This window comes from Butyrivibrio sp., from assembly GCF_024699075.1.
In genome coordinates this window covers 1-16,886 of sequence record NZ_JAILQF010000463.1, presented here as the reverse complement: position 1 = coordinate 16,886, position 16,886 = coordinate 1, and the positions used below count along the sequence as shown (strand labels likewise).

12 protein-coding genes and 1 pseudogene are annotated in these 16,886 nt (G+C 39.9%); all 13 read left to right on the top strand.

The annotated features are described in order from the left end of the window. Positions 1-451 precede the first annotated feature (451 nt). A complete protein-coding gene (locus K6G87_RS18310) occupies positions 452-2,116 on the top strand; it encodes a putative polysaccharide biosynthesis protein (protein ID WP_296840516.1) in 1,665 nt (554 codons plus the stop codon). After that, entirely contained in the window at positions 2,117-3,010 is an 894-nt protein-coding gene (locus K6G87_RS18305; protein WP_296840513.1) for a hypothetical protein, read from the top strand. A gap of 351 nt (positions 3,011-3,361) precedes the next feature. Continuing rightward, positions 3,362-4,390 carry a tryptophan--tRNA ligase gene (gene trpS / locus K6G87_RS18300; RefSeq protein WP_296840510.1) on the top strand — a complete coding sequence of 343 codons (1,029 nt, stop codon included), beginning with the start codon at positions 3,362-3,364 and terminating at the stop codon, positions 4,388-4,390. 130 nt (positions 4,391-4,520) lie between these two features. Beyond that, positions 4,521-6,287, top strand: a complete 1,767-nt coding sequence (locus K6G87_RS18295; RefSeq protein WP_296840508.1) for an Rqc2 family fibronectin-binding protein — start codon at positions 4,521-4,523, stop codon at positions 6,285-6,287. 282 nt (positions 6,288-6,569) lie between these two features. Further along, positions 6,570-7,457 (top strand): YicC/YloC family endoribonuclease, encoded by an 888-nt coding sequence (locus K6G87_RS18290; RefSeq protein ID WP_296840505.1) that lies wholly within the window; start codon positions 6,570-6,572, stop codon positions 7,455-7,457. Between the two features lie 78 nt (positions 7,458-7,535). Further along, positions 7,536-7,796, top strand: coding sequence for a DUF370 domain-containing protein (locus tag K6G87_RS18285; protein ID WP_296840502.1), 261 nt, complete (start codon positions 7,536-7,538; stop codon positions 7,794-7,796). Beyond that, positions 7,786-8,409: a guanylate kinase gene (gmk, locus tag K6G87_RS18280; RefSeq protein WP_296840499.1), complete on the top strand. Its 624-nt coding sequence runs from the start codon at positions 7,786-7,788 to the stop codon at positions 8,407-8,409. Before K6G87_RS18285 ends, gmk begins: the two co-directional genes overlap by 11 nt. Positions 8,410-8,558: 149 nt before the next feature. Continuing rightward, positions 8,559-8,792 (top strand): annotated as a pseudogene (gene rpoZ, locus K6G87_RS18275) (DNA-directed RNA polymerase subunit omega); the annotation flags it as partial. A 142-nt stretch (positions 8,793-8,934) separates the two neighbouring features. Beyond that, positions 8,935-10,308: a 30S ribosomal protein S12 methylthiotransferase RimO gene (gene rimO, locus K6G87_RS18270; RefSeq protein WP_296840493.1), complete on the top strand. Its 1,374-nt coding sequence runs from the start codon at positions 8,935-8,937 to the stop codon at positions 10,306-10,308. A gap of 82 nt (positions 10,309-10,390) precedes the next feature. Further along, a complete protein-coding gene (gene pgsA / locus K6G87_RS18265) occupies positions 10,391-10,945 on the top strand; it encodes a CDP-diacylglycerol--glycerol-3-phosphate 3-phosphatidyltransferase (RefSeq protein WP_296840490.1) in 555 nt (184 codons plus the stop codon). Between the two features lie 285 nt (positions 10,946-11,230). Continuing rightward, positions 11,231-11,698: a CinA family protein gene (locus K6G87_RS18260; RefSeq protein ID WP_296840487.1), complete on the top strand. Its 468-nt coding sequence runs from the start codon at positions 11,231-11,233 to the stop codon at positions 11,696-11,698. A 174-nt stretch (positions 11,699-11,872) separates the two neighbouring features. Further along, positions 11,873-13,945, top strand: a complete 2,073-nt coding sequence (locus K6G87_RS18255; RefSeq protein ID WP_296840484.1) for a DEAD/DEAH box helicase — start codon at positions 11,873-11,875, stop codon at positions 13,943-13,945. 152 nt (positions 13,946-14,097) lie between these two features. Then, a partial coding sequence (gene carB / locus K6G87_RS18250; protein WP_296840482.1) for a carbamoyl-phosphate synthase large subunit occupies positions 14,098-16,886 on the top strand: 2,789 nt, incomplete at its 3' end.

Sequence of the window (16,886 nt, the reverse complement as noted above, 5' to 3'; positions counted from 1 at the left end):
AGACAGTAAGAACTGCAGAGGCTCTGTATTATGATAATAAGCGTGAATGGAACAAGATGATAGACAGAGCTATGGCTGTAGACTTCAGCTGGAAGGTTTCTGCTAATAAGTATCAGGAGATGTACGACTGGCTCAGGCCATAAAAATTCTCATGTAGCAAGGAATATGTAAGTAAATCTGTGTACTTATAAATGAGTATGACTTATTTCTTTATAACTAAAAATGTCATGGCTTACGGGCTATGACATTTTTTATGTGCTTGTAATGCTCTATTTACTCAAAACTTGTTTAAATGCGATTTTGATTATATACTACGTGAGGAAGATTTTATATTGGCGAAAAAAGAACTCCACTTCTTTAAGTGGGGATCATATCTTAGTAAAGAGAATAACTCCACTTCTTTAAGTGGAGATCATGACAAACTTGATAATCGGAAGAAGACTAAATTATTATGGAAGAAAAAAACGGTAGCGGAATTTTAAAACAGGCAGGAATACTGGCTGCTGCAGGTATAATCGTAAGGATCATAGGCCTTTTATACAAGAGTCCTCTGACTTCTATTATAGGAGATGAGGGTAATGGATACTATAATGCAGCATATAACTGGTATATTACTGCTCTTATGATAGCATCTTACAGTATACCATCAGCTATATCCAAGGTTATGTCACAGAAGTTTGCTCTGGGGCAGTATAAGAGTGCCCAGAAATTATTTAGATGTGCTCTTGTATTTGTAGGAATATCAGGAACTGTATGCGGAATTCTATTAATGGCCATGTCAGAGTTTCTTGTAGGTGAGGGCGGAGCTTATGTTCTCAGAGTCTTTGGACCTACAGTTGTTCTATACGGACCACTTGGAGTACTAAGGGGATATTTCCAGGCACACAGGACTATGGTACCGACTTCTGTGTCTCAGATAGCAGAGCAGCTTGTTAATGCCTTTGTAAGTATTCTTGCTGCATTTCTTCTTACTAATATTGCTGTATCCAAAATGAATGCAAATCCTGATGCCGGTATAAATCCTGCAATATACGGAGCTGCAGGAAGTGCCCTTGGAACAGGTGCCGGCGTTCTTACTGCACTTATATTCATGATCCTTGTATACCATTTGAATAAAAAAAGAGTAAGAAAGCAGATTGAAAGTGATACAGGAAAGATTGATGATACCTTTACCATATTTATACAGATAGTATCAGTAGTTGTTCCGTTTTTGTTTAGTACGCTTCTTTATAACATAACTCCCAATATCAATCAGAAGATTTTTTATGCTTTTATGATGAGTATCAGAGGTTTAAGCGAATCTGATACAGCAGCCTTATATGGAGTATATTCAGGTAAGGCTCTTACAATTACAACTATACCTATCGCAATGGCATCGGCAATGGCATCAGCTATGATCCCAAGTATTTCTGCTAGGTTTATTACAGGTGAAAAGAAGGAAGCTAATAATATAGCAACTAAAGTAATACGTGTATCTATGCTTGTAGCTATACCTTCAGCAATAGGACTTATAGCACTTGCAAGACCTGTGACTATGATTCTTTTCCCTCAAAGAGGATCACTTGATCAGGCGGCAATGCTTCTTGCTGTGCTTTCACTTACTGTAATATTCTATTCCCAGTCTACTATTACCAATTCAGTTCTTCAGGGAACCGGTAAGCTGATAATACCTGTGATCAATGCGCTTATTGCGCTTATCGTACAGACAGTGGTTCTGGTGCTTATTCTGTATCTGACACCGCTTAATAATATGAGCCTTGTCATAACCAGAGTCATATATGCATTTATCTTGTTTGTCTTAAATGATCATGCTTGTAGAAAGAGGCTCAGACTTAACCTTAATACAAAGACAATCTATATTATGCCTCTTATAGCTTCAGTTATAATGGGAGTTTGTGCATTTGTAATATACTATGTGGTGACGATTCCTTTTGGTGGCATGAAAGATGTAGGCTATTTCGTAAATCTTGTTGCAACAGGTATTTCTATAGGTGTTGGCGCTCTTATTTATGCAGCAGTTCTTGTTAAGAGCGGAACGATTACAGAGCAGATACTTAAAACGCTTCCTAAGGGAAATAAGGTCATACGCCTTTTAAAGAAAGTCAGACTATTGTAAATGAAAGCATATTATCATCTTCCGGGATTGTTTGAATTTTATGAGTTTTATAAAGCTTTTCTCCCTATATTCAGAGATCACAGAGAGTATTTCTATGACTGGTGCAATATAGGTTCAATCTATGGCGCACCTGGTGATTGTATATGGGGTGGCGGGAGAGTAGGCTTTGGAGATGCAGACCCAAAGGATGTGGCAGCTCTTATGAAAGAGTATGGCATATCATCCCGCCTTACCTTCAGCAATTCACTTCTTGAAGACAAGCACCTTTATGATGCAAAATGCAATGAACTTTGTGAGCTTTTTGATAATGATGATTCTGTCAAAAACGGAATTATAATCTATTCAGATCTTCTTCTTGAATATATAGCTCAAAAATATCCGAATTATTATTTTGTGTCCTCCACGACAAAGGTGATTACAGATTTTGATGAATTTGTCCGTGAGCTTGACAGAAGTGAATTCAAATATGTGGTTCCCGATTTCAGACTCAATAAAGAATATGAGAAGCTTAATGCTCTTTCAGATAAGCAGAAAGAAAAGGTGGAATTCCTTTGTAATGAATGCTGTTATTATGGCTGCTATGACAGGAAGAACTGCTATATAAATGTCAGCAGAAAAGCTCTTTATGATAATTGTGAAGATCATATCTGTGTGTCGCCTGACGCAGCTAAGGGATACAGGTTCTCGGATGCTATGCAAAATCCTGGATTTATAGGAACTAAAGATATTCAAAAAGTATACATGCCTTCCGGCTTTTCAAATTTTAAGATAGAAGGGAGAAGTCTTGGAAGTGCTATACTTTTAGAGTTTATCTTATACTATATGACAAAACCTGAGTATCAGCTTAAAGTAAGAGAAGAAATATATCTGGACAGCTCTCTGGATCTGTTCTGATAGCTTTGCTTATGCGCAGCATTTTAGTAAGAAGATTCAACCTTTGTACATAGAACATATGCTAATTATTTACGATTTGATCACCTTGGGCAGTCTGTAAATGATTTCTTTGCTTTACAAATCTTCAAATTAGTACTTAAAAAAAGAGACTATAGATGTTATACTATGATGAAAGTCACAATCTAAGGAATTTCAGATAATATGAATAGTATGGTTATTAATAAAAACCTTCGTCTTGTTCTTCGATGGCGTTGCCTGTAATGACATCAATGATCAAATGACTTGGTTCAGAATCTGCATAAAAGATTGTTTGAACACTATATTTAAAAGAAAAGACGAGGATAATTAAAAATGGAAGAGAATAAAACAGTAGAAACAGCACAGGAAAAGAAGAAGGTACTTCTTTCAGGAATTCAGCCAAGTGGTGATCTTCACCTTGGTAACTATCTTGGAGCTATAAAGAACTGGAAGGTTAGAGAAGATGAGTATGACTGCTATTATTTCATGGCAGATCTTCACACTATCACAGTAAGACAGGAGCCTGCAGCTCTTAGAAAGAGAACTATCAATCAGCTTGCACAGTATATTGCATGTGGTCTTGATCCTGAGAAGAATACTCTTTTCATTCAGTCACACGTACCGCAGCATTCACAGCTTGGATGGGTTCTTCAGTGCTACACAATGTTCGGTGAGCTTTCACGAATGACTCAGTTCAAGGATAAGTCAGCTAAGCACAAGGACAACATTAACGCAGGTCTTTTTGCATATCCATCACTTATGGCAGCAGATATTCTTCTGTACCAGCCTGATTTTGTACCTGTTGGAGAAGATCAGAAGCAGCACGTTGAGATCACACGTGATATCGCTACAAGATTTAATAATATCTATGGTGAAGTATTTAAGATTCCGGAACCGCTTATTGCTAAGGCAGGTGCCAGAATTTACGGACTTTCTACACCAGGAGACAAGATGAGTAAATCTGTTCCTGATGGATGTGTATTCCTTATGGATGAGCCTGATGTTATCGCCAGAAAGTTCAAGCGTGCAGTAACAGACTCTGACAAAGAGAACTGCATTCGCTATGATAAGGAGAATAAGCCTGGCGTAGCTAATCTTATGAATATCTACTCAACATTCACAGGTAAGAGCTTTGAAGAAATCGAGAAGGAATTTGAAGGTCAGGGATACGGCGTATTTAAGCCTGCAGTAGGAGAAGTTGTTATTGATGCACTTAAACCTATTCAGGATGAGACCAAGAGAATTCTTGCAGATAAGGCTTATCTTGAATCTGTTTACAGAGAAGGTGCTTCAAAGGCTTCATATGTTGCCAACAAGACACTTCGCAAGGTTTACAAGAAAATCGGCTTTGTACAGCCATAATTTAGTTGTTGATTACGGGGGCAGGCCTTAAAAGGGCTTGCCTCTTTTATGGAGAATATATTTCCTTAGGGAACTGATCATGGATCGCATGACCTGGAAATATTCCCTGAAACATGAAAGGAAAGTTTAAATGGCATTCGACGGTATTACGGTAGCGGCTATAACTCAGGAACTGTCCGACAGATGTACTGATGGCCGTATATATAAAATTGCACAGACAGAGAAGGATGAGATTCTTCTTACTATAAAGCCTCAGGCTGAACGCGGCGGCGGACAGGTAAGAGTGTACCTTTCTGCTGATGCATCTCTTCCACTTGTATATATGTCTTCTGACAATAAACCAAGCCCTCAGCAGGCTCCTACCTTCTGTATGGTACTTAGAAAGCATCTTCTTAACGGACGTATCAGATCAATAGAACAGCCTTCTATGGAGCGTATTATAAGATTTAATGTTGAGCATATGGATGAAATGGGAGATATGAAGACCAAGACTCTTCTTATAGAGCTTATGGGCAAGTATTCCAACATTATATTTGTTGATGAGGACAATACCATCATCGACTCTATTAAGCATGTTCCCGCATCTGTATCATCAGTTCGCGAGGTACTTCCCGGAAGAGAGTATTTCATTCCTGATCAGCAAAAAAAGTTAAATCCAAAAGAGACAACTAAAGAAGAGTTCTGCAAAGCTCTTATCGAAAAGGCAGGCCCTGTATTTAAGGCTATCTATGGTTCATATACCGGATTTGCATCAACTATAGCGCAGGAGATATGTTTCCGCGCAGATATCGATTCACAGCTTCCTGCCTCGGCATTATCTTCAGGTCAGATGGAGAGACTTTATAATGTGTTCGACCTTTTTATGACAAGAATAAAGAATGGCGAATACAAGCCTGCTATCTGTTATGAGAATGATACCCCGAAGGAGTATGCACCTTTTCACCTTATGATATATGAGAAGATGCCTGGCTGCATTCTCAAGGATTTTGATAATATGTCATCCCTTTTGGAGAATTATTATGCGCAGAAGAATGCTCTTACAAGGATCAGGCAGAAGTCAGCAGATTTAAGGCATATAGTTGCTACAGCTCTTGAAAGAACTGTAAGAAAATATGACCTTCAGCTTCAGCAGCTTAAAGATACAGAGAAGAAGGACAAGTATCGTGTATACGGTGAACTGCTTAATGTATACGGCTATAGCGCAGAGCCTTCAGCCGGGTCTATAACAGTTAATGACTACAATACCGGTAATGACCTGACTATACCACTTGATCCAACTCTATCAGCTAGTCAGAATGCCAAGAAGTATTTTGACAGATATAACAAACTCAAACGTACAGCTGAGAATCTTGAAACTCTTACCAAAGAAGTAGAAGCTGAAAAGGATCATCTAGAGTCTATCCAGAATTCACTTGATATAGCGCAGGGAGAAGAAGACCTTGTACCTATAAGAGATGAGCTTGTGGAAGCAGGATACATTCATAAAAAGGGAGAGAAGAAAAAGGCTCAGAGACTGCAGGCTAAGAGTAAGCCTCTTCATTACATAAGTTCAGATGGCTTTGATATCTATGTTGGTAAGAACAACTATCAAAATGATCAGCTTACCTTTAAAGTGGCAAATGGCGGAGACTGGTGGTTCCATGCCAAAGGAATGCCGGGTTCACACGTTATCCTTCAGACAGGAGGCAAGGAAGTTCCGGATAAGGCTTTTGAAGAGGCAGCAGCTATTGCAGCTTTCTATTCCAAAGCTAAGGATCAGGAGAAAGTTGAGATAGACTATCTTCAGCGCAAGAATGTCAAAAAGCCAGGAGGAGCAAAGCCTGGTTTTGTGGTATATTACACTAATTATTCAATGGCTATAAAACCGGATATTTCTAATCTTAAACAGGCAGATTAAAAGAGGGTATTATTTTTTTTACAGGCGCTATGTTATTTCAAAATGTGAGATTACACAAGGTGTCAAAGGACCTGCTTTGTTGACGCTCTGCTTTGGTTAGTCATATAATATGACGTAAGAGGCATCAAAATTTAGCTTTTAGGGCTAATTTGTAGAAGCCATGTGTGTTTTTTCTAAATAAAAATCTGTCATACATATATGTCAGGTTTAAGTCATATGAATAGCATGCAAGACTTGAATCAAGTCTTGAAAATATAAATCAAACTAAACTCGGAGGCTTTTATGGTCAGTAGTATGACAGGTTTTGGCAGAAGCGAAGTTAACTTCGACAATCGCCGTATCAGCGTAGAACTCAAATCAGTAAATAACAGATATTTAGATCTGGGAATCAAGATGCCCAAGATGTTCAATTCTCTTGAAGCAGATATCCGTAAAGAGCTTAAGCTTTATATGAAAAGAGGTAAGGTCGATGTCTTTATCAATTATGAAGATCTGACTGAGGCAGATACCAAGGTTCAGTACAATCATGATATTGCTGCTGAATATGTTGAATGCCTTAAAAAGATGTCAGAGGATTTCGGACTTCAGAATGATGTAAGACTTTCTGTTCTTGCAAGATTCCCCGATGTCCTTACCATGGAAGCTCAGGAAATAGATGAAAAGACTTTATGGGAGCCACTTAAAAAGGCTCTTGATGAAGCTTGCGAGCAGTTTGCCGCTGCAAGACTTCGTGAGGGTGAATTCCTTAAGGAAGACCTTAATAAGAAGCTTGATATCATGAAAGAAGATGTGGATTTCATCACAGAGAGATCTCCACAGATAATCGAAGAGTATAAGGCTGGTCTTCGTGAAAAGATAGATGCGCTCTTAGAAGACACGCAGATTGATGAAAACAGACTTGCCATGGAAGTTACTATCTATGCTGACAAGATATGTGTTGATGAAGAACTTGTAAGACTTAGAAGTCATATCGAAGCCGTTCGCAGTGCACTTGAAGAGGGTGATGACGAGAACGGAATTGGAAGAAAGCTTGACTTCCTTGCTCAGGAGATGAATAGAGAAGCCAATACAACCTTGTCCAAATCCACAGATATTCAGGTATCTGATAAGGCAATTGAGCTTAAGACTACAATAGAGAAGATCAGAGAGCAGATACAGAATATAGAATAAAGAGTAAAGATATCTAAAGCATTGGTTAAACGTACCAGAAGTTTTTGCTTATGCTTAGGTATAAGTCAGAGGTGACATATGTTCACACATATTGGTTTTGGCAACATTGTAAATGTTGATAAGGTCATAAGCATAGTGGTTCCGGATGCTGCACCTGTTAAGCGCCTTGTTCAGAAGGCTAAAGATGAAGGCCGTATAATAGATGCAAGTGCAGGACGTAAGACCAAGGCAGTTCTTATAATGGAAAATAATACAGTCGTTCTTTCGGCTCTTTTGCCAGAGACGATTGCATCAAGAATACAAACAGGAAGTATAGGAAAAGATACAGATGAAACGTAAAGGATTTTTAGTAGTTGTGTCCGGATTTTCAGGCACAGGCAAAGGTACACTTATGAAAGAGCTGGTCAAAAAATATGACAGTTATGCGCTGTCTGTTTCGGCAACGACCAGAGATCCAAGACCCGGTGAAGTCAATGGAAGAGAGTACTTTTTTATCAAAGATGAAGAGTTTGAGAAGCTTATTAAAGAAGATGGGCTTATCGAGCATGCAGGTTATTGCGGACATTATTATGGAACACCAAGAAGCTTTGTAGAAAAGCAGATGGAAGATGGTAAGGATGTCATTCTTGAAATAGAGATCCAGGGTGCAAGACAGATAAGAAAACAGTATCCCGATGCACTTCTTCTTTTTGTAATGCCGCCATCAGCTGCAGAACTTGAAAAAAGATTAAGAGGACGCGGAACAGAATCTGACGAAGTTATAAGAGGACGTCTTAAGAGGGCAGTTGAAGAGTCAGAAGGAATCGAAGAATATGATTATATTCTTGTAAATGACGACCTTGAAGAGTGTGTAGACAAGATGCATCAGGTAATTGACAGTGCACATAACACACCTGGAAGAAACGAGGAATTCATTGCAAGGATTCGCGAAGAAGTTAAGAAATTTGCCTGATATAATAGTTTTAAGGACCTAAAATCCACTTTTTACAAATATATCAGAATATTTTTGTTGAAATTGCTTCTTTTTACTGTTAAAATTTGACAGCATGGTATAATATTAATTATTAGCAATAAAAACGCATTTACGAAAGGAAAACGATTATGATACATCCGTCATATGTAGATCTCATGAACGTCGTTAATAAAGGAGTAGAGGAAGGTGAAGAGCCTGTAATCAGCAGCCGTTATTCAATTGTTATGGCAACTGCTAAGCGTGCAAGACAGCTTGTAGCCGGCGATGAAGTTATGATCGACGCTGATCCTAAGGATAAGCCTTTAAGCACAGCTGTTAAGGAGCTTTACGCTGATAAGCTTTCTATTCTTACAGATGAAGAGAAGGAAGCTATGGCAGATCTTATAGCTCAGAAGAATTCAGAGGCAGACAGCATGAAGGCTGCAGCTGCACTTGATAAGGCAGTTAAGGAATCTGAAGAAGGTTCTGAGGAAGAGTAAAAGTTAAGGCAATAGTACTTTTATTATGAAGATTTTGTTTATATCGCTTGGATGCGAGAAGAATCGTGTAGAGACTGAGTATATGCTCGGTATTTTATCAGAACACGGTTATGAATTCACAGACGATGCACTTGATGCACAAGCAGCAGTGGTCAACACCTGCTGCTTTATTAATGATGCTAAGCAGGAAAGCATTGACACTATTTTAGAGCTTGCAGAGCTTAGAAAAAGTGGAAAGCTTAGAGCTTTAGTAGTTGCAGGATGCCTTGGTCAGCGTTATCAGGAAGAGATTCAGAAGGAAATTCCTGAAGTTGATGAGATCATCGGTACTACTGCTTATGATAAGATTCTTGATGCTTTGGATGGCATACTAAAAGGCCAGATCCAGAACTATTTTGAGAGCATCGATAAAAAGCCAACAACTCACAAGAGAGTTCTTTCTACAGGAACAGCTTACAGTTATCTCAAGATCGCAGAGGGCTGTAACAAGAACTGCACATATTGCATTATTCCCAAGGTTCGTGGCCACTACAGAAGCGTACCTATGGAAGATCTTATAAAGGAAGCTGAAGACCTTGCTTATAATGGTATTAAGGAGCTTATCATAGTAGCTCAGGAGACTACCGTATATGGTCTTGATCTTTATAAGAAGAAGATGCTTCCTAAGCTTCTTACAAAGCTTTGCAGGATCGATGGAATTGAATGGATCCGTGTAATGTACTGTTATCCTGAAGAGATAACAGATGAGCTTATAGAGGTTATAAAGAAAGAGCCTAAGATCTGTCATTATCTTGACCTTCCCATACAGTCAGGAAGCGATAACATTCTTAGAAAAATGGGCAGAAGAACTGATAATGCCGATATCAGAAGGATAACTGAAAAGCTTCGTAAGGAGATTCCAGACATATGTCTTCGTACTACGCTTATTTCAGGATTCCCCGGAGAGACAGCTGAAGATCACAATCAGACAATGAAGCTTATATCTGATCTTAGATTCGACAGACTTGGTGTATTTACATATTCACCTGAGGAAAATACAGTTGCTGCTGAAATGGAAGATCAGGTTTCAGAGAGGATCAAGAAAACTCGTCGTACAAAGCTTATGAAGATGCAGCAGGAGTTTGCATTTGAAGGTGCCAGAAATATGGTTGGCAGAAAGCTTAAAGCTATTATTGAAGGCAGAATAGGTGATGACGATCCTCATACAGATGATCTTGGAAGACCTTTGTATACTTACGTTGCAAGAACCTATAAAGATAGTCCTGATATAGACGGTTTCCTCTTTATTGAAAATGTTCCTTATGATCTTATGAGCGGCAAGTTCGTAGATGTCAGAATAAGCGGATCAGATGGATATGATCTTATAGGCGAACTTGATGACAGTGATGAGGAAGACTGAGTATTGTCTTAATATAAGACCCGCAAAGGGCCTTAATAAATAATTAAATATAATGGCCCGTTAAAGGCGGAAAGAGGACAAGATGAATTTACCTAACAAATTAACATTACTTCGCGTTATCATGATTCCGTTCTTTGTAGTATTCATGCTCACCGAACATAAGTGGGTTGCACTTATATTTTTCATATTGGCAAGTCTTACTGATCTTGCTGATGGTAAGATCGCCCGTAAATACAACCTTGTAACAGATTTTGGAAAGTTTATGGATCCCCTTGCTGACAAGATGCTCGTTATATCAGCTCTTATATGTCTTGTAGGTATGGACAGGATCTGGGCCTGGATCGTTATTGTAATAGTTGCAAGAGAGTTTATAATAAGCGGTTTCAGACTTATTGCTGCAGAAAAAGGCAAGGTTATTGCAGCAAGCATGTGGGGCAAGTTCAAGACAACATTCCAGATGATCATGGTAATACTTATGATCATGGATGTAGACTATGCTATAAGTGAAGCTGACGGCTTTGGACAGTTCTTTGGTGTTGTAACAGGAATTGTTACTGTAGTAGCTGTTGCGCTTACAATCATCTCACTTATCGATTACCTGGTTAAAAACTGGGGTGTAATGGATGGACAATTGTAAGGGGGACATAGAAATGCATCCATGCATTTCTGGACATGTCCTGTTTACATCCTGTAAACGTGGCATATAAATGCATCCATGCATTTATAAACATGTCCGGTTTACATCCTGTAAACGTGGCATAGAAATGCATCCGTGCATTTCTGGACATGTCCTGTTTACATCCTGTAAACGTGACATATTAACGCATCCATGCATTTATAAACATGTCCGGTTTACATCCTATAAACCGACTAGCACTTGACGTTTTATTGAATGTGTATATAATAGTTGAAAGGTACCTCTTTGAACGAAAATGAAATGCTTGTGCAGCTTCTTGCACAAAAGAAAATGACTATATCCTGTGCGGAGTCTTGCACCGGAGGAATGGTAGCTGCGGCAATAACAGATGTTGCCGGTTCATCAGAAGTTTTTAAAAGAAGCTTTGTTACATATTGTGATGAAGCCAAGCATGAAATGCTTGGTGTAGATCAGGATATTCTAGATAACTTTACTGCGGTCAGTCCACAATGCGCTGAGGCCATGGTGCGTGGATGTGCACGAAATGCGGAAGCAGATGTAGCTGTTTCCATAACAGGAATCGCAGGACCGGGAGGCGGAACAGATCTTGCACCGGTTGGATGTGTTTACATAGGTTTTTATGTAAAGGGATTGGTCGTAACAGAGAAACACCTGTTTGAAGGAGACAGAAGGCAGGTGCGCAGACAGGCAGCACAGCGTGCTATACATGGTATGCTTCAGATGCTGCAGTAATTATTATTTTATATGTGGTTTAAGTGATGCTTAAAGAATGAAAGCACATAGCTTTATTACTTTTTTGAAACAGCAGGTCTTAAATGATACGGCCTGTTGTTTTTGTTTTGTAATGGTTTTTAATGGGCGTCCAAAACCGCATAAGGCACAAAAAGGTGCCGGAAAGGTTTAGGAATGAGCGATATTTTAGAAGATCTTGAGATTTTTGGTCTTGGAGATGAGAAGTTCAAACACAGAGAAGAGAATATTTACAATCAGATAGGCAAGAAGAGAAGTGTGTTTGGCAAGAAAAAGAGTCATGATATTCTTTCAGATTCAACAGTTTCAAAGGATAGTCATGCAGAGGAAGAAAAGGAAGCAGTAATAGAAAAGTCATATAAAGAAACATTTAAAAACGAAGATAAAGAAACAGATTTGGAGTTAAATAAAGCTATAAATACAGAAATTATAAAAGAAACAGAATTACTTGATAACGCAGAAGAAGTAGTAGAAGCTACAGAAGATAACAAGGAAGATAATCGTATTCGTTATGATGAATCTGAACTTGATGAAAGAATAATAAGAGCAGTATCTGAGATGGGATTCGAATATATGTCTCCTATCCAGGCAGCAGCTATTCCTGTAATGCTCAAAGGCAAGGATATTATCGGCCAGGCTCAGACAGGTACAGGTAAGACAGCAGCATTTGGTATTCCGGTACTTTCTAATGTTAATCCTGATGACAAGCGTCTTCAGGCAGTTATTCTCTGCCCTACAAGAGAGCTTGCAATGCAGGCTGCAGATGATCTCAGAGACTTTGCCAAGTATATGCATGGTGTTAAGACACTTGCAGTATATGGCGGTCAGGATATAATGCGTCAGATCAAGGCTCTTTCTCAGGGAGTACAGATCGTAGTTGGTACACCGGGACGTGTTATGGATCACATGAGACGCCATACAATGAAGATGGATGCCGTTAAGACACTTGTTCTTGATGAAGCAGATGAAATGCTTGATATGGGCTTTAGAGAAGATATTGAGACAGTCCTTAAGGGAATGCCTGAGGATCGCCAGACAGCTCTTTTCTCAGCTACAATGCCAAAGCCTATTCTTGAAATAACAAGACAGTATCAGAAGGCTGATGCTGAATATATCAGAATGACTCCTAAGGAGATCACAGTTAAGTCTATCGAGCAGTCATATTATGTGATTCCAAGAGAGATGAAGTTTGAGGTTCTTACAAGACTTATCGATTATTATCAGCCTCAGAGATCACTTATTTTCGCTAATACAAAGAGAATGGTAGATCAGCTTGCTAGTATGCTTAAGGATAGAGGATATCTTGCAGATGGACTACATGGAGATCTTTCACAGAACCAGCGAGATATGGTCATGAATATCTTCAGAAATGGCCGTATCAATATCCTTATCGCTACAGATGTTGCAGCAAGAGGTATCGATGTAAGCGGTGTTGACTGTGTATTTAACTTTGATATCCCTGAAGATATCGAATATTATGTTCATCGTATAGGACGTACAGGACGTGCCGGTAAGAGCGGTAAGTCATTTACTCTTTGCTCAGGCCGTGAGACATACAAGATCCGTGACATCGAGAAGATCTGCCACACCAAGATCGAGGAGCGCAAGGTTCCTTCTGCTAAGGATATCACAAAGGCTAAGTCTCAGAAGGTATTTGCTGAAGTTATCGACGTGATCGAGAATGGTGATGTGGATTCTGTTATGGCATTTATCCAGCAGAAAGTTGAAGAAGGTGAATATACTGCAGAGCAGCTTGCAGCAGGCTTCATGAGACTTAAGATGGGTAAGGATGTAGAAGACCTTAAGATCCCTGAGAGAAGAAGAGGCGGCCGTGATGGACGCGGAAGAGGAAGCCGTGACGGTGCACGCTTAGGATACGGAAGAGGAAGCCGCGATGGCGCCCGCTCAGGATATGGCAGAGATGGCAGATCCGGAAGAGGCCGCGATGGCAAGGGTCATGATGGTAAGGATGGCAGATTTGCACGTGATGGCAAGGCTTCCAAGAGCTATAGCCGCGATGGAAGAAGTGGCAGAGATGCAAGAACCAAAAAATCTGTAGATTCAAGATCTTACGATAAAGGTGCTAAGAGCTTTAGAAACGTAGAGAAGTCCGGCAGGAAAGGTTCTAGTCGCAAGGATTCTATGAAGGTTGAGAGAAGCCAGGAACGCTTCTTTGGAAGAGTTGCTATAAAGACTAAAGGATCTGACGGCAAGTTTCATAATGACTGATAATTTTAAATGATGATATACAGGACAAAAATTAATCTCATGATTAGATTAATTTTTGTCCTGTTTTTTTGAGCTTTTTTTGCTATAATTACTTTCGGTATGATAACGTAATATTAAATAAAAAGATTATATATGGGAGGCAGATTTAAGACATGAAACGTGAAGATATCCACCGCATTCTTATTATCGGGTCAGGTCCGATTATCATTGGTCAGGCTTGTGAGTTTGACTATTCCGGCACACAGGCATGTAAAGCGCTTCGTAAGCTCGGCTATGAGATTATTCTTGTTAATTCTAACCCCGCAACTATTATGACAGATCCTGAAACAGCAGATGTCACTTACATCGAACCGCTTAATGTCAAGAGACTCACCCAGATAATTGAGAAAGAGCGTCCGGATGCGCTTCTTCCTAATCTTGGTGGACAGTCAGGTCTTAATCTTGCTTCAGAGCTTTCAAAGGCAGGTGTACTTGATAAGTATGGCGTTAAAGTCATAGGCGTTCAGATTGATGCCATAGAGCGTGGTGAAGACAGAATCGAGTTCAAGAATACCATGGATGAACTTGGTATCGAGATGGCAAGAAGCCAGGTTGCATATTCTGTAGATGAAGCTGTTGAGATAGCTTCAAGACTTGGATATCCTGTAGTACTTCGTCCTGCGTACACCATGGGAGGATCAGGCGGCGGCCTTGTCTACAACGTAGAAGAGCTTAAGACTGTCTGTGCTCGTGGCCTTCAGGCATCAATGGTTCATCAGGTACTCGTTGAAGAGTCAGTTATCGGATGGGAAGAGCTTGAGCTTGAAGTCGTAAGAGACTCCAAGGGTCAGATGATAACAGTATGTTTTATTGAGAATATAGATCCTATGGGTGTTCATACTGGCGACTCATTCTGTAGTGCGCCAATGCTCACAATATCTCAGGAAGTTCAGGACAGACTTCAGGAGCAGGCTTATAAGATAGTAGATAAGGTTCAGGTTATCGGCGGCTGTAACTGCCAGTTCGCGCATGACCCAAAGACAGACCGTATCATAGTTATCGAGATCAATCCCCGTACATCACGTTCATCAGCTCTTGCTTCCAAGGCAACAGGTTTTCCTATTGCTCTTGTTTCAGCTATGCTGGCTTGTGGCCTTGACCTTGATGATATCGAGTGCGGTAAGTACGGAACACTTGATAAGTACGTACCGGGCGGAGATTATATCGTAATCAAGTTCGCAAGATGGGCCTTTGAGAAGTTTAAAGGCGTAGAAGATCATCTTGGAACACAGATGAGAGCAGTCGGCGAAGTAATGTCTATCGGTAAGACCTATAAAGAGGCCTTCCAGAAGGCAATTCGTTCACTTGAAAAGAGCCGCTATGGTCTTGGCTTTGTTAAGGACTTTAATGAAAAGAGTCTTGATGAACTGTATTCTATGCTTGTAATTCCTACAAGTGAACGCCAGTTCATCATGTATGAAGCACTTCGTAAAGGAGCTGATATAGATAAACTTTACGAACTTACAAAGATCAAGAAATACTTTATAGAGCAGATGAAAGAACTCGTTGATGAGGAAGAGGAGATAATAAAGTCTTCAAATGGCAGCGTTCCTGAGATCACAGTTCTTGAAAGAGCCAAGAAAGACGGCTTTTCTGATAAGTACCTCTCACAGATATGTAAAGTGTCTGAAGAAGAAATCAGAAATGCCCGTGAAAATGCCGGTATCACTGAAGGTTGGGAAGGTGTACATGTCAGCGGAACTAAGGACAGTGCATACTATTTCTCAAGTTATAATATAAAAGATAATAGTCCTGTAAGTACTGATAAGCCTAAGGTTATGATCCTGGGCGGAGGCCCTAACAGAATAGGTCAGGGTATAGAGTTTGACTATTGCTGCGTACATGCCGCTTTTGCCCTTAAGAAGCTCGGCTTTGAAACAGTTATAGTTAACTGTAATCCAGAGACAGTATCAACTGACTATGATACATCTGATAAGCTCTATTTTGAGCCTCTTACACTTGAAGATGTACTTAGCATTTATAAGAAGGAAAAGCCTGTTGGTGTAATCGCTCAGTTTGGAGGTCAGACACCTCTTAATCTTGCAACAGATCTTAAGAAGAATGGTGTAAACATCCTTGGAACAAGCCCTGAGACAATAGACATGGCTGAGGATAGAGATCTTTTCCGTGATATGATGGACAGACTTGGAATTCCGATGGCAGAGTCAGGAATGGCTTCAAATGTAGAAGAAGCTAAGGAGATAGCCGGCAGAATAGGCTATCCTGTAATGGTTCGTCCTTCTTATGTTCTTGGCGGCCGCGGAATGGAAGTAGTACATTCAGATGAGCAGATGAATATCTATATGGCTCAGGCTGTAGGTGTCACACCAGACAGACCTATTCTTATAGACAGATTCCTTAATCATGCAACTGAGTGTGAGGCTGATGCAATAAGTGATGGAGAGAATGTATTCGTACCAGCTGTTATGGAACACATCGAACTTGCAGGAATTCACTCCGGTGACTCTGCATGCGTACTTCCATCCAGGCACCTTAGTGATGAGATAGTAGCTACTATCAAGGATTATACAAAACGTATAGCCAAAGAAATGCATGTAGTAGGACTTATGAACATGCAGTATGCAATTGAAGACGGCGTAGTATATGTTCTTGAAGCTAATCCAAGGGCATCTCGTACAGTACCTCTTGTATCCAAGGTCTGTAATATAAATATGGTCAAGGAAGCAACAAACATCATGACACTTCCAATAACAGGAGGAGAGTCCCCTGTAGGTAAGCTTCGTGATAGAAAGATTCCATACTATGGGGTAAAAGAGGCTGTATTCCCATTTAATATGTTCCCTGAAGTTGATCCTGTTCTTGGACCTGAAATGAGATCAACAGGTGAAGCACTCGGACTTTCTGAAGACTGGGGAAGAGCATTCTTTAAAGCTCAGGAAGG